This is a genomic window from Victivallis vadensis (assembly GCF_003096415.1).
GTDB classification, from domain to species: domain Bacteria; phylum Verrucomicrobiota; class Lentisphaeria; order Victivallales; family Victivallaceae; genus Victivallis; species Victivallis vadensis.
The window spans coordinates 17,706-40,044 of the sequence record NZ_QEKH01000011.1; the positions used below are offsets into that span (position 1 = coordinate 17,706).

Here is a 22,339-nt window from a genome sequence, read left to right on the forward strand (position 1 = left end):
GCTTTTTCCACAAAACGGATTATAGTTCTTTACTATAAGGAACAATGCCGCAAGAGGAGTGGAAGCAATATGGAAAAATGGACTTTCGATGTAAAAGGGATGCACTGCGCGAGCTGCGCCGCCAATGTTGAAAAGGCGGTCAAAAAGCTCGAAGGCGCTTCCGAGGTCTACGTGAATTTCGCCGCAAACCGTCTGGCGCTCGACGCCGATCCGGCCAAACTGACGCAACAGCAGGTGATCGACACCGTCCGCGCGGCGGGTTTTGAAGCCTCGCTGCCGGAAAGCGCCGGTTCGGAGCCGGTCAAAATCAACTTCGACGTCAAGGGGATGCACTGCGCGAGCTGCGCCGCCAACATTGAAAAGACGGTCGGGAAGCTCGACGGCGCTTCCGATGTCTATGTGAACTTCGCCGCCAACCGCCTGACCCTCAGAATGATACCGGAAAAGCTGACCAGCCGGCAGGTGATCGACGCCGTCCGCGAGGCCGGTTACGAGGCCTCGGTCGCGGAGGCGAAGCAGAGCGCGGCGAATGAGGAGGAGGAAGCCTCCGAAGCGAAGCGCGAATTGTTCCGTTTCGTGACCGCGGTGGTGTTCGCGGCGCTGCTGTTCTACACCGCGATGCACGGCATGCTCCATTTGCCCTTCTTCCCGATATCGGACAAGGCGCGGGCGCTTCTGGAAATCGTGCTGCTGATTCCGGTGGTCTGGGCCGGGTTCCGCTTCTATACCAGCGGCTTCCGTTCGCTGTTCCGGGGCGCGCCGAACATGGATTCACTGATCGCCTGCGGCACCGCTGCCGCGGCGGCCTACAGCTTCTATCTGTGCGCGCAGGGTGAATTCAAGCATCTCTACTTCGACACCGCCGGGATGATCGTCGCACTGATCATGCTCGGAAAATTCCTCGAAGGCCGTTCCCGCCGCCGCGCCTCCGGCGCGATCCGGGAGCTGCTGGAACTCGCACCGGAAACCGCCGTACTGGTCACGCCGCAGGGGGACCGGGTGGTTCCGGCCGCCGAAATCCAGCCGGGCGACCGGCTGCGGGTCAAGCCCGGCGAACGCATCCCCGTGGACGGCGTGGTCGAGGAGGGTGAAACCAGCATGGACGAGTCGATGCTCAGCGGCGAATCCATGCCGGTCGAAAAAGCCCCCGGCTCCGAAGTGACCGGCGCGTCGGTGAATAAAAACGGTTCGATCGTGATGAAGGCGACCCGGGTCGGCAGCGACACCGTGCTCGCCCGGATCGTGCAGCTGGTGCAGGATGCGCAGGGCTCGCGCCCGCCGATCGCCCGGCTGGCCGACCGGATCTCCGGCTGGTTCGTGTGGGCGGTGCTCGGCATTTCCGCCGTGACGTTCCTCGCATGGCTGCTGGCCGGAGCCGGTTTCCCGGCGGCGCTGAGCTTCGCGCTGGCGGTGATGGTGATCGCCTGCCCCTGCGCCCTCGGGCTGGCGACGCCGATCGCGCTGATCGTCGGCATCGGCCAGGGGGCGAAATCCGGCATCCTGATCAAGTCCGGCGCCGCGCTCGAAACCGCCGGCAGGATCAGCACCGTGGTCTTCGACAAGACCGGCACGCTGACTGTCGGGAAACCCGCCGTCACCGAGGTCAGGGTGATTCCGGGGGCCGGTTTCGACGCCGACCGGATGCTCGCGGCGGCAGCCTCCGCCGAGGCCGGTTCGGAACACCCGCTCGCGCAGGCGATCGTGACCGCCGCCCGCGAGAAAAAGCTCGAATCGTGGAAGGCCGAACAGTTCACCGCCCGCCCCGGCTTCGGACTCTCCTGCCGTCTCGGCGGCGCGGAGTGGCTCTTCGGCAACGCCAGGCTGATGCGCGCGGTCGGGCTTGAACCGGAGGTCCCGGAGCTGAAACTCTCCGGCGCCGGTTCCGTCGTCTACGCCGCCCGCAACAAAAAGCTGATCGGCGTGATCGGCATCGGCGACCGGCTCAAGCCCGGCGCGGCGGACGCCGTCGCCCGGCTCAAATCCCTCGGCATCAGAAGCGCGATGCTGACCGGCGACAACAACGCGGTCGCACAGGCTATCGCCGCGGAACTCAAGCTCGACGAATTCCGCGCGGAGCTGCTCCCCGGCGACAAGGCCAAGGCGCTCAGGGAGTTCCAGGCCGCCGCGAACGGCGGAGCGGTCGCGATGGTCGGCGACGGCATCAACGACGCGCCCGCGCTGGCGCAGGCCGATGTCGGAATCGCGATCGGCTCCGGCACCGCGATCGCGATGGAGGCCGCCGACGTGGTGCTGATGAACAGCGACCTCGCCGAAGTCCCCGCCGCGATCCGCCTGTCGCGGGCGACGATGCGGATCATCCGTGAAAACCTTTTCTGGGCGTTCTTCTACAACGCGATCGGCATTCCGCTCGCCGCCGGGGTGTTCTACGCGCTTTTCGACGGCCCCATCCTGAACCCGGTTTTCGGGGCGCTGGCCATGGCGGCCAGCTCCGTCTCCGTCGTGCTCAACGCCCTGCGGTTGCGCGGCTTCCGCCCCTGACCGGAACGCAGGCCGTCTTCCGGCGCTCCGTTCTCAGTCCGGGAACAGGGCGCGGAATTCCGCCGGGGCAGGCTGTGCGCCGTAAGGGGAGAGTTCAAACAGTTCGGCCCTCCGGATTTCATCGCCCCGCGCTCCGTAACGCTCGCGCAGGGCTTCACGGGCAAATTCCGCGGCCTGCCGGTCGCGGCCTCCCCAATGGCGGTCGAGATACTCCTGCCGCTCCTGCCGGCTCATGCGATCCGGCTCCGGCGCTTCCAGCCCCATGTTCCACGGCAACCACTCGTAGAACTGGGAACGGTGGCAGTCGAGCATCCGCAATTTGGTTTCCGCCACCGAATCGATCTCCGTCACCGCGTCGGCGCGGATCGGGCGCGGATCGGTGAAGGCGTCATATCCGTATGCGAAAACCGGGTCCTTCCGCGGAATCGGCGTATCGGCGCAGTACATCGGCACCCGGACCAGATACGCACAATCCATCACGCACTGGGCGGTCGCGCGGTGGTCGGCATGGTAATCGCAAAGGCGGTGGGAGATCACCACATCCGGCCCGAAATCCCGGATCACCCGGATCAGTTTTTCACGCAGTTCCAGCGTGCATACGACATGGCAGTCGGGTACATCCAGAATCTCATATCCGGTCAGCCCGGCGACCTTCGCCGACTCCTGCGCTTCCCGGTGCCGCCGCAGCGCCAGCGCGGCAGGCTCCATCGCATAGTGTCCGCAATCGCCGCTGCTGACGGAGACGAATTTCACCCGGTGTCCAGCCTTCAGCAATTTGACCGCGCATCCTCCGAACAACAGATCCGGGTCATCCGGATGCGCCCCGATCACAAGATAATTCCTCACCATTTCAGCCATCTTTTTCCATCTCCGGTAAAAATCAATTCCATCCGTTTCAGAAGATAGCCCCTCCGGCTTCCCTTGTCAAGTTCCCGGTTCCTTAAGGAAAAGCAACCAACTCGAAGTCCATCCAATTTTGTCCCAGTGAACTTGCAGAGCCTTCTGTGCCAGTCCGTGGGTACAATGCCCGGAAAGGCAGAGTGGCAATCTTGGAGTGCGGAGATTCATCTCCGCTTTCAAGTCGCACGTGAACTTTATATTCAACTTTGCATTGCATCAAGAACAGGCGAGGCTGCCCGGAGGGAAGTGAGCACCGCACCTCCGGCCTGCGGATGGGTCCGGGGGACGTCGCGCACGTCCCCCGGACCCCCTCGCCGGTGGCGGAAGCCGGTCCGATTGCAAGGCACTTCCGCTCGCGGGCGCGGCTTCGCCGCTTACTTGTCCGCCTGCGGCGGCCAACCCCTTCAACGCCCGCGTTGCGGGCTACGCCAGGGGGGGCTTCGCTCACTACGTTCGGCTTCGTCACTACCGTTCCTCGTTACTTGCTACCGCAAGTAATTCCCTCACATGCGTTCGCGGCGCTGACCGCGCTTATTGTGCGCCGCGTAAAAGGCAGCACGGCCTTATTATGCGCCGCGTAAAAGGTGACGTGGCCTTACTTATGCACCCAAAATGGTTTTGGTGACCGACCGATGCTTGGCATGTGCCCACCGCCGCACGCCCCCCGAAGGGGCATTGGCGTGCGCACCCGGCAGCGGCACCTTGCCGCCCGCCTGTGCGACCCCGGAGAACGTAGAGCGCGTACTCGGCAGCGGCACCTTGCCGCACTTGCCGCACTTTGCCGTACTTGCCGCCCGCCGTCAAAATTCGCAATTTTTTCCGATTATTTCCGCTTCAGGGGTTGACATTTCATCTTTTCTATTGCATAATTAATGTACAAACAGAAACGGAGATTGTACATGAATTATACAAACACCGCCATCTGCTCTCCGCGCGAACAGGTGATCCGGAATGTGATGGCCCTGATCCGGGAGCGGGAGCTGCCGCCGGATGCCGAAGTTCCGGCGGAAAACCTGTTGGCGGAGCGGTTCGGCGTTTCGCGCGGCACGGTTCGTTCGGGGCTGGCCGTGCTGGCGGAACGCGGCGTGCTCGAAAAGCGCGGCCGCCGGATGCACGTGGTTCCGAAGCCGAAGGGTTCCGGTTCCTCGCTGATGAATCGGACCATCATTCTGCTCGGCCCCTCCGACAAGGACGATGCGATCCGCAAGCGCAACTCCGGTTTCATGGATGCGATTCAGGCGGGAGCGCTTGAGGAGGTGATGGCCCGGAATATGCACTCTCTCTGGCTGAACGCCTCCCAGCTGCACGGCGGAGAACTCGAAGAACTCGCCCAGATCCGCCCCGGCGGGGCGCTGCTGTTCACTCCGGCTCATCCGACTCCGGCCTTCGACGCGGCGGCCCGGCGGCTCGCGGCGTCCGGGATTCCGGTGGTTTCCTCGGTTCACAGTACGCTCTACGAGAAGATCGACCATGTGCTGCCCGACCACGCCGAAGGCACCCGACAGCTGACGGATGAACTGCTCCGGCGCGGCTGCAAACGCATCCTCTGCTATCTCGCCCGGGGACGCGCCGAATACTGGGTCGCCGCCCGTTACCGGGGCTACAGCGCCGCAATGCAGGCGGCCGGCCTCACTCCCGAACCGCTTCCCGAAAACTGTTACTGGGGCTGTAACTACGATGCCGAAGATGCGTGGCAGGAGTCCCGGTTCCACGAGGAAGTCCGGCTGGCGGCGGGATACCTGCTCGATTACTTCAGGCCGGGTGCGCCCGCGCCGGATGCGCTCCTCGCCAAGACCGACTGGGACGTGCCGATTCTCGCAGCGGCGCTCCGACTGCTCGGCCGCACTCCCGGCAAAGATGTGGTAATCGCCGGATACGACAACAAGATCGCTTTCAACGGCTGGTCCCGACTGGAAAATTACACGCCTCCGCTGACCGTGGATAAAAGGAATAATGAAATCGGCCGCCGCATGACCGCCCGGCTGCTGACCCATATCGACTCCCCGGAAACTTGGAAACCGGAAAATATTCTGGTAACTCCAGAGCTGATTACAATTTCATAACTCACGGTTATTTCGGCATAAGCGGCAAGGTGCCGCTGCCGGGTACGCGCTCTATGCCCTTCGGGGGGCGTGCGACCAGGCACAGGCAAGGCATCGGTCGGTCTGCATAACCACTTAAACGGCATGCAAATAAGGTCGCACAACCACTTACGCGGCGCACAACAAGCGCGGTCAGCGCCGCGAACGAATGTGAGGGAATTATTTTGCGGCAGCAAAATAACGAGGAACGATAGTGACGAAGCCGAACGTAGAGAGCGAAGCCCCTCCGGCGTAGTGAGCGCAGCGAACGATGAGGAGTTGACGGGCGCAGCCCGGCAAGTAAGGGGCGCTAGCCCCGCCCGCGAATGGAAGTGCTCCGCAAGTCAACGGGAGTTCCGAGGCGAGCGGGGAGGTCCGGACGGGCGATCGTGCACGCCACAGGCGGGCAGGCCTTGAAAAAGGCCCTCCGGAGCCATCCGCAGTTCAAAGCGCAACCAGTTTGTTGCCTGGAATGGCATGGGAAGGTAGCTAAGCGTATGAGTGACTGCATGATTGCGTGCGACTTGACATCGGACGGCATTGGGCCGGACAAGTAAACATCGCCTTTGAGTTGTTGCCGGTAACGGCCCTGAAATAAAAAGCGACCTGTGAACAAAGGAGAAAATATGTATAACATGAGAAAGGATAAGCAGATGCAACACGAAAATTCGGCAATTTCTCTTAACATACCCGGTATTATGCGCCGGAATTTTACTCTTATTGAGCTGCTCGTTGTGATAGCGATCATCACCATTCTCGCTTCCATGCTGCTTCCGGCGCTGAACTCGGCGCGGGAACGGGCGCGCTCTGCCAAATGCCTGAGCCAGATCAAGCAGAACACTTTCGACATCATCAACTACGCGGACGATTACAGCGGTTATGCGCCGGTCTGCGTCAAAATGGGTGGTCTCAGCTACGCCTGGCCCCGGTTGCTCTGGAAGCTCGGTTATTCCAAACCTCAGATGTTCGTCTGCCCTTCCGCGCAGGGCTACAACCGCGGCACCGAACTGCTCGGCCCCAAGTTCAATAACGACGGCAACAACTGGACTGCCGGCTGCCATTACGGAATGAACCGCTATTTCGGCACCTACGGAACCGGCGGCAACAAGTATTATTATTTCCCGGATGATGCGGCAACCATCATCGGTAACAAGATTTATCCGATCAAAGTCACCCGCAGGGGATCGGAAACCATCATGCTGGCGGATTCCGTGGTCGCCCACGGCGCAACCGGGATTCCGGATGTGGAAGCCTACGGCGTTCCCTTCGGCACTCCGGCTCTCTCCCGGTCCAAGACCGTGCTGGACAATTGCCCCTACATGATCGATTCCCGCCACTCCGGCAATGCCAATGTATCATTCGTCGACGGCCATGCCGTGAGCAGACAGCGGGCGATTTTCGTCTATCAGGTCACCGACAAGCTCGACCGGTATTTCCTGCCGACCTTCAATCAATGAGGTATGAAATGAAATTTCTGCTGACACTCTCCGCACTGCTGGCCGGAACGCTGCTGACGGCGGCTCCGACGCTGTATGTGGACAACCTCAAAGGCAGCGACGCCAACGACGGCTCCCGGGAGAAGCCGCTCGCTTCGATCGAACGCGCCTGCAAACTGGTCAAAACCGGCGGGCGGATCGAAGTCGCCGACACCGGAACGCCCTATTCGCTTCCCTACGGCGGCCCCGGCAAGGAACGGGGATTGCGGCTGCTGACCGGCGGCACGGCGGATTCGCCGCTGGTGGTGGAGGGCAACGGAGCGGTGGTTTCGGGGCTGGCGGTAATTCCGGCGGAAGCGTGGAGCAAGGAGGCCGACGGCGTCTATTCGCTGCCGTTCGACCCGATGAGCAACTTTTTCCGCCGGGACATGAGCAAAAACTACTGGCTGCCCGGCACGCAGATCTGGTTTGTGAACGGCAAGGCCGCACCGAACCTGCTCGACCGTGAAACGCTGGAAAAAACGCCCAACGGCTTCTGGTGGAACAAAAAGGAGCGCAAGGTCCTCTACCGGTTGCCGGAGGGCAGACAGCTCTCCGACCTGAAAATCGAACTCCCCGCCAACTACGGCTTCTACATCCACCGCGACCACACGATTGTGCGCAACTTTACGATGATGTTTTCCTGGAACGACGGCTTCGACGCGGCGGAAACGCCGAAAAGTGCGATGTACCTCAACTGCCTGGCCTACAACAACTGCGGCCAGGGAATGTCGATCCACGACGCGAGCAGCGTCTACTATCAGGATTGCGGCGCGGTGAACTGCGCCAGCTCGGCGGTCTGCAACGTCGGGCAGAGCAATGGAGTTTACAAACGGTGCGTGCTGATCGACAGCACCTTCGAGGCGGCGGTGTTCCTGAACAACGATTCGAGCGCGCTTTTCGAAGAGTGCCTGATCGCCGATGCGGAACCGGCGGAACTGGTCTGGCAGCGGGGCCGGTCGAAGATCACCTTTTCCAACTGCGTGCTGATCGGAAACGGGAAGAACAATCTGGCGATGCTGGAAGCGGGGGCGCTCTCCTTTTTCGGCTGCACGATGCGCAACGGCACCGGCTTCCTGTCGCTGGAGCCGCGTTCCGCGACCGGTTCGCTGAGCGTAGAAAAGTCGCTGCTGCGCGGCTTCGCCCGTTACTATGTGAAGCTGCCGGACCAGCCGGCCGCGCTGCGCGTCAACCTCGCCGGCAACCGGTACGCGCCGAATGCGGGGCACTGGTACAAAGGAAAATCCGAAGTTCCGGGGACCTCCCCCGCCCTGACGGCGCTGAAACTGGACCGAGGTTCCAAAGCCGAGGAGTTCCGGCTCACGGGGCGCAAGTCCAGTGAAAACCCCGGCGCTCCCGGCCGCCGTTCGCAGCGGATCGGCGCCCAATTGCCTGAACCGGTCTGGCAAATTTACGACCGTCTGAAAAATTATCAGGCCACACCGGCCGGAATCGTCAAAAAAGGAGCTGTTTTAAAATGAAATATTCATTGTTTTTCGCCCTGCCGCTGCTGGCCGGGACGCTGGCGGCCGCCCCGGTCGGACTGCAGCAGGAGATCGCCGCCGGAATTTCCTCCGGCAAAAAGGAGATCGTGCTTACGCAGCCCGAATACCGTTCCGGCCGCACCGTCGAACTGAAAAAACTCGACGGCGTGACCATCGACGGCAACGGCGCCAGACTGGTGATGACCGACCTGAAACACGCGGTCCGGCTGAGCAACTGCCGCAATGTGACCGTCAAAAACCTGACGGTCGACTACGACCCGCTGCCTTTCACACAGGGGGTGATCACCTCGGTTTCGCCGGATTCCCGGATAGTGGAGTTCACGATCGACAAGGGCTATCCCGACCTGACCGGCCCCTACGCGGTGGGGCGGATGCACCTGTTCACCGCCGACGGCAAAGAGTGGAAGCGCGATGCCGCCGACCTCTACGGCAGGACCGAAATCATCGACGCCCGGCACGGCCGGTTCCGCGCCTCGAAACCGGAGCCGGCGTTCGCCGCGGGGGACCGGGTCGCGCTGAACCAGCGCAAGAACGGCGCGTTTTACCTGACCGGCTGCGGACCGGTGCGCTTTGAAAACATCACCATCCACACCTGCCCCAGCCTCGGTTTCTGCAACCGCTTCAGCGAGGGCGGCGACGAATTGATCAATGTGAAACTGGCGCGCGGCCCCAGACCGGCGGAGGCCGACGCGGAGCGGCTGCTTTCGACCTGCGCCGACGGGCTGAACTACGCCTATATCCGGCGCGGCCCCAAGCTGGTCAACTGCGACTTCTCCTTTATGGGGGACGATTCGGTGAACCTGCACTCCGTCGCGCTGCCGGTCGTCCAGTTGCTGGATGAAACCACCTTCGACACACTCCGCCCCTATAAGCACGAGGAGTTCGCCAAAGTGGTCCGCCCCGGCGACAGACTGCGGCTGCTCGATCCTTCCGATTATTCCGTCGTCGGAGAAGCGGTGATCAGAAGTTTCCGCCCCTCCCCGCGCAAGTATGACCGGGAAACGCTGAAGAAGTTCTACTTCAACCGCGGCGACGGGCTCAAGGACTGGACCGCCTATGAAATCACCCTCGAACCCGGCGGCGCTCCGGTGAAGGCCGGCCTCTTTTTCGACATTCCCGCCATCGGCGCGAACGGCTTTGAAATCCGCGACTCCCGCTTCCACGACCATCGCGGGCGGGCGCTGCGCATCATGGCCTCCGACGGCGTGATCGAAAACAACCGTTTCGAGCGGATCAAACACGCCGCGATCACCGTCGGCGCCGAATACGGCTACTGGCGCGAAGCGGGCTGGGTGGAGAATATTCAGATCCGCAATAACAAAATCCGTGACGTCGGCTGCAATATGATGCTCCAGCCGGACTCCTATGCCAACGGCGCGATCAGCGTTTTCGCCCGGCTGGAAGATTACTCCGGCACCTTCAAGGGCAACCGGAACATCACCATCACCGGGAACTCCGTCGACACCTGCCCCGCCGCCGGAATTTTCCTCTTTGCCGCTGACGGCGTCACCCTCAAAGACAACCGTCTCGTGAACACCGCGTTCGGCAAAAAGACGCCGGGCCGCGACTGCGGCTTCACCGGCCTGAAACCGGTCTGGATCATCAACTCCGCCAACGTCACCCAATAGGGGATTTCGCTGCAGTTCAAGAGAATTGCCGCCTCCCGCCGGATATGGCACATCGCCTGTCCCGGCAGGAGGCGGTTGTTTTTGCAGCCCATCCGCTGCCGCAACGGTATTATTTCATAAAGTTTCAACTTGACAAAAGTTCACAACTGCAATCGTCACTGATAATTGCAACGATGATTCTTATTGACGGCATTTGACGGATTTTATTTCATATTGTCACAGCATCACATCATATCGTATTAATTACTTGAATCCATAAGCGAATGATATTTCCATTAATCTTATTGACCTCCTATTGAAATTCATTATTTTTTATGGTATAATAACAAGGAACTGAATGAACAGACCGGAAGTGCGGAGGGGGAGGCAAAGGTCTGTTCACCGACAGTTTGAAAAACCCGATAGAGAGGTGTAAATTGTCTTTTGCAAGGAGAATCAAATGTTGGGCCATCGGTTTGACGATGGCGGCGGGGGGCCTGATGGGGTACGGAGCGGAACAACTGAACTTTCGTTCGTCGCCGATGACGGCGGGGAAGGCTTCGCTGAGCGAAAACGGCTACATCGTGAGCCGGGAGCTGGGCGGAGCCAATTTTTCGCCCGAATTGCGGTATCCGGTGCAGCTGATCTACCGTTCGGATTCGGCGGACGCGGGGCTGTTCGGGACTTCGTGGCGCAGCCCGCAGCTGGAAAGTTCGGCGATTCCGGAAAAGGACGGCGTGCTGTGGACGACTCCGTGGGGAGAGAAAATCCGCTTCTTCGCCAAGACCAAAGACAAAGACATCCTCGACCTCTACAAAGACGCGATGAAGGGGCCGAAACCGTACTTTTCGCCGTATTCGGAGTGGGAGGCCGACGGCAAAGAAGGGAACTGGATCTTCTACGGCAAGCGCACGCTGGAGGGCTGGAAACTGGCCTACCGCGACGCGAAGCTGATCGCAATCACGGCTCCGTCGGGGCGCAAAATCGAGTTCAGCTACTACGACGGCCGCCCGACGGCGGTGACGCAGGACGGCAAGGCGTTCCTCGAACTCTCCTACGAGGGCAATCTCGTCAAGGAGTTGAAAATCAACGGGGTAGCGCACCAACTCGCCTACGCTTCGGGCAAGCTGCTGGTGCTGCCGGAGACGGTGAACGGCAAGGCGGCGGAACTGATGCGCGCGCGGCTGACCGCGATCGCGTCGACGGGAACCGCTCCGGTGCAGTTCGGTTATGACAAGGACGGCTATCTCGCTCTCATCAAACAGGATAAGTTCGTTGATAAGCTTGCGGTGGAGCATGAAACCGAGGCGCAGCGGCTGAACTACCTGAAAGCGGTCGCCGAAAAGGAGAAGCCGCAGCGGGTCGCGGTGGCGGGCCGGATCAAGGCGGACCGCTTCTTCAATTACCGTTATCTCTCCGACAAGCCGGGGCAGCTGGTGCTGACCGACCGGGCGAAACGCGAGGCGAAATTCGACTACAACGCCGAGACCGGCATCTTCAAAACCACCGGTTTCAACGGCCTGACGCAGACGATCTATTACTTTAAGCGTTATGATGTTGCGTACAACGGCAAGGTGCGGCAGATCGTGGACGGGCGCGACCGGGTGGTGGTCAGTTACCGCTATGACAAGCTGACCGGGCAGGTCAGCCGGATCCGCGACATCGCGGGCAACGAAATCTACTTCACCTCCAACAAGTTAGGCGAAGTGGAACTGGTGGAGCGCCGCGCGGCGAACCAGCTCAAGCGCGAACCGGTGGCGGCGTTCCGCTACGATGCGAAGCGCAACCCGATCGCCTCCATGCAGTTGGACCAGTCCGGCAAGTCGGCGGTCGAAACCCGCATCCGCTATAATGCCTACAATCAGCCGACCAACGTAAGTGACGGCCAGAGCGAGACTTCGATCGTGTACAACCGCAACGGCTATCCGAGCCGGGTCGGCAATGTGTTTGAACAATTTACCTCTTTTGAATACGACCGCTACAACCGCTTGATTTCGGCGACCGCGCCGAACGGCGTGACCACGAAATACGCCTACGACGAGGCCGGGCGCATCGCGAAAATGGCGCGTCTCGACGGCGAAGAGCTGTTGAGCAGCCTCGAAATCGCGTACAACGCGCAGGGGCTTCCGGCGCAGTACCGCGACCACAAAGGGCGGGTCAAGTCCGCTGAATACAACGAGTTGGGCAAGGTGGTCAAGGAGTTCCTGCCGAACGAAACCAGCGTCGAATATCTGTACGACAGCATCGGCCAGCTCGCCAAGGTGCTGGACCAGAACCGTCACGAGATCAACTTCAACTACAACGGCTTCGGACTCGCGGGCAAGCGCACCGCCGAAAACCAGCTGACCAGTTACCTGCATGACAAGAACGGGATGCTGAGCGCGGTGATTTCGCGTTTCGCGGATCAGAAGCAGGCGGATCGCAAGATCGGTTACGAATACGACGACTGCGACCGGCTGGTCAAGGCGGACTACGGCAAAGGGCAGGTCGAAACCTTCCAATACGACAGTTGGGGCAAACTGATCGCGAGTTCCAAGGTTGATGCAACTGCAAAGCGCAGCGCGACTTACGCCTACGATTACTTCGGCAGGATGACTGAAAAGATCGAAACCGCCGTCGAAAACGGCAAGACGAGCAAGACGGTCAGCCGCTACGCGTACAACAACTACGGCCAGCGCATCGGCCGCGTGACCACCGCCGACGGCGTGACGTTCAGCGAAAAGCGCGAATACGACGAGTTCGGCAGACTCGCGAAGATCGTATCCGGTTCCGATACCGTCACTTATGCGTACAACACGAAGAATCAGCTCGTGACCCGCACCACCAACGGCATCGCCGTCCGGTACAGTTACACCAAACTCGGACAGCTCGCCGCGAAGAGCATCGCGGGCATGGAGGATGCAGCAAGTTTGAAGTATTTCTATGACAAGGATGGAACGATCAGCGGCCGCGAAGTCGGCGGCGTAAAGCAGAGCTACAAGTACGACAAGATCGGCCAGCTGCTTGCGGTCATCGATCCGGCGGGCAAGGAGGTCGAGAAATATGTGTACGATCCGGCGGGCAATATCCTGAGCAAGACTGTCGCGGGCAAAACCACGACCTACACCTACGACAAGGCGAACCAGCTGGTCAGCAGCAAAACCGCCGACGGCAAAGTCACGAAATACGAATACGACGCGGCAGGCCGCATGGTCAAAGAGGGCGAAAAGACCTTTGCCTACGGATGGCTCGACAAGGTGATGCAGGTCGCCGAAAACGGCAAGACCACGCAGACCTATACCTATGATATGCTCGGCCAGCTTGCTACGGCAGACTACGGCGACAGCAAAGAAACCTTCCTGTGGGACGGCCTCGCGCTGCTGAGCCGCAACAACCTGAAATACGTGAACGAGCCTGCCGTAACCGGAGGCAATCCGATCCTCGCCGGAGACAAAATGCTCTTCGACGACATGCTCGGCAACACCCTCGGAGTAAAAGACAGCGAAAAGTTCAGCGCCATCGACCGCGACGCTTTCGGCGAACTCAAGCCCGGCGAGAAGCCCAACCTCGCGGTAAACTTCTTCACCGGCAAGCCCGAAATCGACGGATTGGGGTATAGCTTCCTGTTCCGCAACTACCGCGCGGATTTGGGGAAATGGCAGACCACCGATCCGCTCGGGTATCCTGACGGCTGGAATAATCTCGCGTATGTCAATAATGGCGTGACCATGAATATCGACTGGCTGGGAGGGAAAATCAAATTTTCGAGGACTGTCTCACCAAGTGATCAAGCCAAATTTAATGCAACAATTGCAGCAATAGAAGCACGAACGGATTCCAGCGGGGCCGCCCTAGTAAAGGCAATTAAAGATAGCGATAAAGAGATTATTGTTATGCCTGACTCTTGGAATGGCGGAAAAGCAGGCTTAATGCCGATGGGGACTGCAGGAGAAAAAGCGACTTTTTATTATACTTTTGATGAAAGTCAACTTAAAGATAAGTATAGTGAAAATGACGGTTATTATCCTGATGATGAAGCGCTTATGCTACATGAATTGACTCATGCAAAGCAGTTTATAGATGGAAGATTGGATGATATGGATGACAAGACGAGAGAATTAGAAGCCTGTAAGGAAGAAAATCAATATTGGAAAGATATTGGTTCTGATAAAAGACGAAAAACGTATGGAAAATATGTAATAGAGTAAAGTCATTCACTTCTTCCGGGTTATTAATTTAATAAACCGGAAGAAGTGATCAAAATATGAAGATTTTAATATGAATATGAGATTTTTTTTCTTTTGGGTTATCATGGGATTGTTTACTTCTACTCTTGCAATGGAAAATATGCCTTTACCTGCTATAGAAGAGCTGCAAACTGTGCTGAACCAAAATAACAATTCTTCTTCATATTCTGATAACTCGCTGTCAAATCCCGAAAATGGACAGTTGCCGATCCGAGATAAGATTATTCATTTTTATAAAAATGAACTAAAGAATAACCATGACGGCCCGCGTGTTTTGGTTGAAGGCCTTGTAAAAAGTGGGCAAAAGCCTTCCTGGTTATCAAGTACTTTGTTGACAGAGCAGTTTTGTTATCATTTCTTTATTGATTATAACAGAAATGAAGTAGAGTTATGGCAAAGTAAGCTTGATGAAGAAAACCAAAAGAAATTAAAAATTTGCTGGCAAAATATTGCATCCATCAAAAAATCTCTCCTATCATGGGAAGATATCATCAGTGAAACCCATCCTTTCAAACCAGAATTAGAGGAATATTTAAACGGTGGTCGATTGATATTCTTTTGCACCGTATGGAATAAGACTAATGGAAGGCATAGTTTCCCCTTCGCAATTTGGGGGCCTGTTCTATTAAATGAAAAAGGAATTTCAAGCGAACAAATATTTCTATCTGAGTTTTCCGAATATCTGGAACTCATGCGTAAGCGTGATAAAAATGCCAGATTAAAATTATCGCTCTCTGAATTTCAAGAGAAATGGTAATAGAACCAGCTTTTATACACCAGAACCCAAACAAGCTCTGTATTCTTTATTCTGTAAATTCTATCAGAAAAAATTGAAAAGTGCCAAGTTACTGGATTCTCAGTGAAAGTTTTGCAATCTTTCTCGGCATGACATCGGATGAATAGAGCAAGAAACAGTTGTTATCATGGATCTCACTACACATCAATAATTTGAAACCGTTGCAAGATTTTGATTTACTCAGATATTTGAGCTACAGAATATTGCAAAAGGAACCATTGCCTATTATCTTTATAAAAAGTAATCTCGAAGACCATCAACGGCGATGTCATAGATTTCAGCCAACAAGACAGATGAATAACCAAGTGAAACTGAACAGCCTTCTGCTTTTATTTGCTATATGTATGATACCTGTATGCATGGCAGAGGATTTTTTGATAGAACAATCTCTGAAAAAATCCATTGAACATTACTGTTCAAAACCATTTTTCGATGAGAAAAGAGAAAATTTGGAACGCACTTATGAGATTTGGAACTCCATTGTCAAACCGTTTCTTCTGCGCCATCATGTAGATAACCTTAAACTGGTTTTCATCTGGTTGGATAGTTCAACTCCGCAAACTCAATGTTGGCTTATCGCTGAGTCTATGATATATGAAATGAAGATAGATAATAAAAATATCCATAACTTTACGATAAAGGAACGAAGAATACCCACTTCTATTTTCAGTATCATTGATCAGTTAAAGGAAGATACTGCAAATCTATCTGATGACCACTTTCCCGTGCGAAGCAGTGGAAATGCCATTTTCCTTTATATTTTTCCAGAAAAGGAGAAGGAAGCTACTTGCCTGTATACAACTCCTCCTCATTCATACCAGAAAAACAGAATGAAATTACACATCAATTTCCTTCGTAATTTGGGAATGGAACTTCCCTTTATGAAGATATGGGAACAGGAAAATAAACAATAGGGCAAACAAGGCATTTCCCCTGCTAACAGGCACATTTGCCATTTCCAACAAGACGGGAATGCAGCTCCGGGGAGAAATCCCCGGAAGTGTTGATTGAAACTTTTTGTCTGTCCGCCGGTACGCGATCCGGCATCACCTCCGCAGCACCCTGTGATCCCGACAATCGCAGGCCTCGCCGTACGGCGGACAGACTCCTTCAGAGTACGAAGTGAACTGTTTCTGGTCGACGGAGTTGTGAATGCAAGAGGCTGTCATTCACTGTTCAGGAGAAGCGGAAACCCGAAACCGTTTCGCTCCGTACTCTAAAGGAAATTCCCCGATACGGGGAGAGGCTGATTTGAAAATTTTTGTTTATCCGCCGATGAACGGAACGTCACCTCTGGAAGAAAGAATTTCGATTTATTTATTCGGTCGCTCCCGGGTGGGAACGGCTATTCCGAAAGTCGTTACCGTTTCGCGAATCGGCGGGCAAACAGCTTTGAAGCAGCGCAGGCTTCGACGCCCGGCTGCGCCTCCCCGATGCGAAGCATCTCTGGAGTGTGGAGATTCATCTCCGCTTTCAAGTCGCGCATCACTCTTATGCGGTCATGTGCATAAGCAGGGGAACAATGCGATTGGAAAGCGGAGCTGAAGTCGGCTTCGCCGACCCTACGGGCTCCGCACCGGGAGGTTGATCGTGCGCAATTCGGTCGCGCCTCCCCGACACGGGGAAAGGCTGATTTGAAAATTTTTCAAGGAATGAAAAAGCTTGGCGCAACTGTCGCGCGAAGCACTTCTTCTTCAAAAAATCGGCAATAACTCCGTCTCCGGGGTTGCAAAACACTCTCTGAAGCATTATGCTGATCAATAGGGAAAGGAAATTGCGTTTTTTATCTCCGTCAAATCATATTTTTATAATTATTTTATATTTTTTTGCAAATATAATCAGATTTCCGGTTGATTTCTGAAATTTTATCGTTATATTATTCAGTGTTGACTGAATAAGAAATCCAGTAACAGGTTTTCAGTCAGCGTTGATGAAAAGTTGTTTACCCGTCGATGAACGGAACGGTTCTTGCATTGGAATAGAATTTCGATTTATTTTTATTCAGTCTCTGGCGAGACTGAACTCCATTCCGATACATCGCCAGCCGGGCCGCGAGTCGGCGGGTAAACTTTTTAATGCCATTTCTCTCATTCGGTGCGCGGCAGCGTCCAGACGGTCAGTCCGGTGAGGTCGCGGCGATTCGGAACAAGCCACGCCAGCACATACGCAACCACAAAGAGCAATGCATTCACCAGGATTGTGGTCCAGTAAGAGTGAACCGGCAATGCCAACCCCGGCGGCAGCCAGCCGAACGTGTTCAGCATCAGATAGAGATTGAAACAGAGCGCCACGGCGGTTCCGGCGATGATCGCACGGTTTCCGACCCTCGTGGAGAAAAAGCCGAGCAGGAAAATGCTCAGGATGCCGCCGCCGAACAGCGAGCCGATGATCAGCCCGAAGTCATTCATGCTCTCCTTGGGAATATAGCAGATCAGGATCGCCCCGCCGATCATCAGCACGCTTGCCGCTCCGGCGATCAGCTTGGCAATCACCAGATGCTCCCGGTCGGTGCGGGGACGGCCGAACCGCTTCACGAAGTCCACCGTGCAGATCGTCGAAATCGCGTTGATCGAGCTGGACTGCGACGACATCGCCGCCGCAAGGCAGGCCGCGATGATGGTTCCGCCGACAAACGGCGGGGTGCGGGTCAGGATGAAGTGCGGCAGCACCTCGTCCGCCGCCATCGCCGCGACCGCCGGTTCCGGGAACACGTGGTAAAACGCGAACATGCAGCTGCCGAGAAAGAAGAAGCTCATCCACGTCGGCACGCTCATGAACATGCAGATCAGCGTCGCCTTGCGCGCTTCGCGCAGCGACTTCGACGCGATGTAACGCTGCACCACATTCTGGTTGCTCGCATACTCGTTGGTGAAATTGACCAGCCCCAGCAGCAGCACCGCGAAGAAGGTGCGTTCGTTGAAGCCGCCCCGCATCGGGCCGAGGCTGAATTTGTTGAATTCCGTGCCGATTTCAATCACCTGCCCGAAACCGCCGGGCAGGTCCCAGACCATCAATCCGAGGCAGAGCAGCCCGCCGCCGAGCAGGATGAAAGTCTGCACCACATCGGTCCAGACCACCGCTTCGATGCCGCCGAACACCGTGTACAAACTGACCACCACGCCGCCGACGATGATGATCCACAGGATCGGAATTCCCAGCATCCCCTCGATCGGAATCGACACCAGATAGAGGATCATCGCGAGGCGCACCACCTGCAGCACCAGAAAACTCAGCGCCGCATAGGAGCGGATCAGCACGCCGTACCGCTTTTCCAGATATTCAAACGCGCTGGTCATGTTCCCCTGCCGGAAGAGCGGGATAAAGAAGATCAGCGCGATCACCGCCACAAAAGGCAGCGCCAGATTCGTGACCGCCTGCCGGTAGTCCAGCACGTAAGCCGCCGCCGGAATCGCCAGAAACGTGACCGAACTGATCGAAGTGCCCAGCATCGAAATGCCGATCGCCCACCCCGGAAAGGAGCGGTTGCCGAGGAAGTACGCCTCCGTGCTGGTGTTTTTGCGGGCGAACCAGACGCCCATGCCCGCCATCCCGGCGAGGAACAGGACGACCGCGAGAAGATCGAGAATACGCATTGTCTTTCTTTCCGTAGCTTGTTTTTATTTTCCCGGCCTGAGCAAGCCGGCCAGAAATTCATCGGTCACCCGGTCGAATTCCGGGTAGCTGCCGTGGATCGCCTGCGGGAAATTCACGATCCGTTTCGACGCCGACGGAATCGAATTGAACGCCGCGTACACGCTCGACGGCACGCAGGTCGTATCGATGAAGCCGGTCAGCACCAGGCACTCCGCCCGCCTGATCCGCGCCGCGAAAAAGGCGCTGTCGTAGTAGGCCACCGCCCGCGCCACCGCCGGATCGGCCGGTTTGCCGCCCTTCATGCGGATAAAGCGCGGCCAGCCCGCCGTCCTGCCCGCCAGCGGCGCGCCGTGGTCGCACATCGCCGGTTCGTGGGCGATCACCGCCGTCACCGCCGGGTCCAGTCCCGCGGCGGCCAGCGCCTGTGCGCCCCCCTGACTGCCGCCGTACACGATCAGGGTCCGGCCGTCCCAGTCGGGGCGGGCTTTCAAATAGTCCAGCGCCCGGATCAGCCGCCGGTACATGCCGTTGAAATAGATTTTCTCCCGGTCATCGGCGCCTTCAAAGCGGTAATCCTTCATCGTGGTGCGGTAGAGCCGGACGTACTCCTCATGGCTGCCGCCGTTGCCGATGCCGTGGGCGTTCACATCTAGCACCAGCAGCCCCATTCCGGCGAACCGGTACTGCGGCATCGCGCTGCGCACTCCGGCGGCGTGCCACGTCACCATCGCCGGGAACTTCCGCCCCGGTTCACCCGCGGGCCTGGTCAAATACGCCCGGACCGGCTTCGTGCCGGGAGTCGCCACGGTCACGTCGAACAGCTCGAACCGGCCCCGGTACGGTTCTTCCACCTCAAGCGGCACCTCGCGCGGCGCTATCGCCCCGGCGCGGACCGCCCGCTTCTGTTCCTCCAGCGACAACTGTTTCAGATTGCTCAGGCAGCTCGCCTGATAAGCCGTCTCGCGCGCTTTGTTGAGTGCGGGCAGCAGCATGCTCGCCAGAATTGCGATGATCGCTATCACCACGAGCAGCTCAATAAGGGTGAACGGCCTTAAGCGGCAGTATGCGGGGGGCGTGTCCGCCTCATGCCGCGCCCCCTGCGTCCGGCAAGGTGCCGGTGCCGGGTACGGGGCGGTCGACAGGCGGAGCAGCGGTCGCCCGGCGGGGAAAGAAGATCCGCAATAACGTGAAGTTCTCTTCCCGCTTTTTTGCGGAAAGACAACTTCACGTTTTTGCTCCGACTTGCCGCTTGCAGAGCATTGGCAAAGGCGTGAGAGCTTGCAGAAAGTAAGAGAAATGTTAAGAAGATTTGGTACGGGGAGAGACGCGGCGCAAATCGCCGCTTTCTCTCCCCCGAACCCCTCTCTTTTACGCAGAGCGGGAACGAGGGGACGGGGGAATATGTTCGCTTTTTGTGTGCGGGTTGCTGAATTTTGCTTCATGATGATACCTCCATTTTCAAGATGCTGTTTCATCGCAGGTTCATTCCCCGGTTCTGACCAGTACCGTCAGTTCGGCGTCGCTCAGGGTGCGGCCGGACTTCGAGCCGGTCCAGTCCGGATGCCCGGCGGGCGCATTGCCGATGCCGAGGTCGCATGACGCGCCTTCGCTCCAGTGGTTGTATGCGAATACCGTCCGGCGCTGCCGGTGATTGTGCAGCTGCATGCTGCCGTAGCCGGGCGAAGTGGAGAGGTTCATCCGGTCGCCGAAATCACAGCGCCCGTCGGAAGCGCCGGGCAGTTTGCGGATATTGGCGCCGGAATAGTTGCAATCCCAGAATTCGATGCTGCATCCCTCCGGGAACAGGCCGTTTTCCACGCCGGGGACGTTGGAAATGATCCGGACGTTCCGCACATCCTGCTGAAAACGCGCCCTGCTCTCCCTGACCGGCACGCCCAGTTTCTTCGGGTCCGGTGAAAACGGATCCATCTCCGCGTACACGAACTGCTCCTCCCCCTTTTTCGGCCGAAGCCGCAGAAAGTAGGCGACCCGCTCGATCTTCCCGGACAGCGACTCCGTCCGGTCCTGCGCATAACGGATGGAATGCCCGGAGGCGGCCTCCAGCGGCCTGACCCGGTAGAGAACCTGAAATCCCGCCGCCTCGGGAATCCGTTCCGACAACGGGTTGGCGAGCGGCGCTTCGCCCAGTTGGAAAATGCCGGCGGGCAGGCCGTGTTCGTTGACCAGATTCGGTTCGGCGACCAGACTCCACGCAAAGCGGACCGCCTTCGGTTCCGGCGCATCCGGCGCACTCAGGATCACCCGGCAGCCGTCCAGCCGGGCCGCCGCCGCATGCCAGATGCCGCGGTTGTCGCAAAGCTCAAACCAGTCGGGAGCCTTGCCGTCGCGCGTCGCGAGCTTCGCCGCATTGCGGAAGGTCACCACGGCCTCTCCGCCCTCGACCTTCCAGCTCTCCGGCTCCGGAAATTCGGCGGGCACCTCCCGGCCGAAGGTCCGGCGCAGCGCCAGGCCGGCCAGCCGCTCCCCGACCGGCCGCTTCTTCACCGGATGGATATCGCGCAGGTTGCCGACGTCGTTGATCACCGCCATGCCCGCATTCGGAATCTCCCGCGCCGCGCGGCTCTGCGCCGCCCACACCGACGCCAGCGCCACCGGATTCTGCCGGGCGTAGGCGAACGGCGCCAGCTGCACCAGATAGAACGGCATCTCCGGCGACGCGAACTCCCGCCGCCAGCCGGTGGCCAGCGCCTTGAGTTTTTCCGCATAAACCAGGCCGTCGAGCCGGTTGGCCTCCCCCTGATACCAGATCGTTCCGCCGACCGCCAGCGGCGTCAGCGGCCGGATCATCCAGCGGAACAGCATCCCCACGTCGTCGCGCGATGCGCAGCGCAGTTCCGCCGGAAACTTCGGCGGCAGCGGCGGCGGCGATTTCCGCGCCAACGCCTCCTTCACGGCGGCGTTGTAGGTTTCACAGGCGGCAAGCCACTGTTCCAGCCGCTCCCGGTGGGCGGCGGAGGCCGGATCGAACAGCTGCGCCTGCCGGTTCAGTTCCGCAAGCTGCGGATAGTTGCCCAATTCCGCCGGGCTGATCCACGGTTCGATCCGGGTGCCGCCCCACGACACGTCGATCAGCCCCACTGTGACCTCCAGCTCCGCCGCGAGCCTGCGCCCGAAAAAGTAACCGACGCCGGAAAACGTCCCGGAACTCTCCGGCGAGCTGACCCGCCATCTGCCGGTTCCCTGTTCCGGCGCGACCTGTCCCCAGTGGCGCTCCACCTGAAACAGCCGCAGCCGGGGATTCGCGGAGTCGCGGATCGCCTGCTCCGCCCCTTCGCTCTGGTTGAGCCGCCACGCCATATTCGACTGCCCCGAACAGAGCCACACCTCCCCGATCATCACATCTTTGAAGCGCAACGTATTTTCACCGGCCACCGTCAGCTCGCAAGGGCCGCCCTCCGGGCGCGCCGGCAGCGTTACGCGCCAGCGGCCCGAGGCGTCGGCGACGGTTTCCGCCACGCTTTCCCCGAGCGTGACCTTCACCGCTTCCCCCGGCTCCGCCCAGCCCCAGACCGGCAGCGGACGGTTCCGCTGCAGCACCATCGAGTCGCCGAACACCGCCGGAGTCCGCACCGCCGCGCCGAGCGGCAGCGCCGCCAGCAGCCCCAACCACAGGAAATAACGTACCTTCCTCATCT

12 protein-coding genes are annotated in these 22,339 nt (G+C 58.4%); 8 read left to right on the forward strand and 4 right to left on the reverse strand.

The window, feature by feature from the left end:
* The first annotated feature begins 69 nt into the window (after positions 1-69).
* Entirely contained in the window at positions 70-2,499 is a 2,430-nt protein-coding gene (locus tag C8D82_RS08020; RefSeq protein ID WP_116883755.1) for a heavy metal translocating P-type ATPase, read from the forward strand.
* Between the two features lie 33 nt (positions 2,500-2,532).
* On the opposite strand, the gene C8D82_RS08025 is transcribed toward C8D82_RS08020, so the two are convergent.
* A complete protein-coding gene (locus tag C8D82_RS08025) occupies positions 2,533-3,357 on the reverse strand; it encodes a PIG-L deacetylase family protein (RefSeq protein ID WP_116883756.1) in 825 nt (274 codons plus the stop codon).
* Between the two features lie 941 nt (positions 3,358-4,298).
* Between C8D82_RS08025 and C8D82_RS08030 the strand changes: the two genes are divergently transcribed.
* From C8D82_RS08030 to C8D82_RS08055, 7 genes are all read left to right on the forward strand, one after another.
* Positions 4,299-5,462 (forward strand): substrate-binding domain-containing protein, encoded by a 1,164-nt coding sequence (locus tag C8D82_RS08030; RefSeq protein WP_165832921.1) that lies wholly within the window; start codon positions 4,299-4,301, stop codon positions 5,460-5,462.
* Between the two features lie 716 nt (positions 5,463-6,178).
* Positions 6,179-6,937, forward strand: a complete 759-nt coding sequence (locus C8D82_RS21145) for a prepilin-type N-terminal cleavage/methylation domain-containing protein (RefSeq protein ID WP_147835575.1) — start codon at positions 6,179-6,181, stop codon at positions 6,935-6,937.
* 8 nt (positions 6,938-6,945) lie between these two features.
* Positions 6,946-8,436 (forward strand): right-handed parallel beta-helix repeat-containing protein, encoded by a 1,491-nt coding sequence (locus C8D82_RS08040; protein WP_133245110.1) that lies wholly within the window; start codon positions 6,946-6,948, stop codon positions 8,434-8,436.
* A complete protein-coding gene (locus C8D82_RS08045; RefSeq protein ID WP_116883759.1) occupies positions 8,433-10,088 on the forward strand; it encodes a right-handed parallel beta-helix repeat-containing protein in 1,656 nt (551 codons plus the stop codon). Before C8D82_RS08040 ends, C8D82_RS08045 begins: the two co-directional genes overlap by 4 nt.
* 479 nt (positions 10,089-10,567) lie before the next feature.
* Positions 10,568-14,254, forward strand: coding sequence for an RHS repeat domain-containing protein (locus tag C8D82_RS08050; protein WP_165832922.1), 3,687 nt, complete (start codon positions 10,568-10,570; stop codon positions 14,252-14,254).
* Between the two features lie 70 nt (positions 14,255-14,324).
* Complete coding sequence (locus C8D82_RS20625; RefSeq protein WP_133245111.1) at positions 14,325-15,050, forward strand: hypothetical protein; 726 nt, start codon at positions 14,325-14,327, stop codon at positions 15,048-15,050.
* A gap of 344 nt (positions 15,051-15,394) precedes the next feature.
* Positions 15,395-16,003, forward strand: a complete 609-nt coding sequence (locus C8D82_RS08055) for a hypothetical protein (RefSeq protein ID WP_133245112.1) — start codon at positions 15,395-15,397, stop codon at positions 16,001-16,003.
* A gap of 1,173 nt (positions 16,004-17,176) precedes the next feature.
* On the opposite strand, the gene C8D82_RS08060 is transcribed toward C8D82_RS08055, so the two are convergent.
* The 3 genes from C8D82_RS08060 to C8D82_RS08070 are packed head-to-tail and all read right to left on the reverse strand — an operon-like array spanning position 17,177 to position 22,337.
* Positions 17,177-18,682: a sodium:solute symporter family transporter gene (locus C8D82_RS08060; protein WP_116883762.1), complete on the reverse strand. Its 1,506-nt coding sequence runs from the start codon at positions 18,680-18,682 to the stop codon at positions 17,177-17,179.
* A 24-nt stretch (positions 18,683-18,706) separates the two neighbouring features.
* Positions 18,707-20,125, reverse strand: a complete 1,419-nt coding sequence (locus C8D82_RS08065) for an acetylxylan esterase (protein ID WP_165832923.1) — start codon at positions 20,123-20,125, stop codon at positions 18,707-18,709.
* Between the two features lie 40 nt (positions 20,126-20,165).
* Positions 20,166-22,337 (reverse strand): sialate O-acetylesterase, encoded by a 2,172-nt coding sequence (locus tag C8D82_RS08070; RefSeq protein WP_116883764.1) that lies wholly within the window; start codon positions 22,335-22,337, stop codon positions 20,166-20,168.
* Between the last annotated feature and the right edge of the window lie 2 nt (positions 22,338-22,339).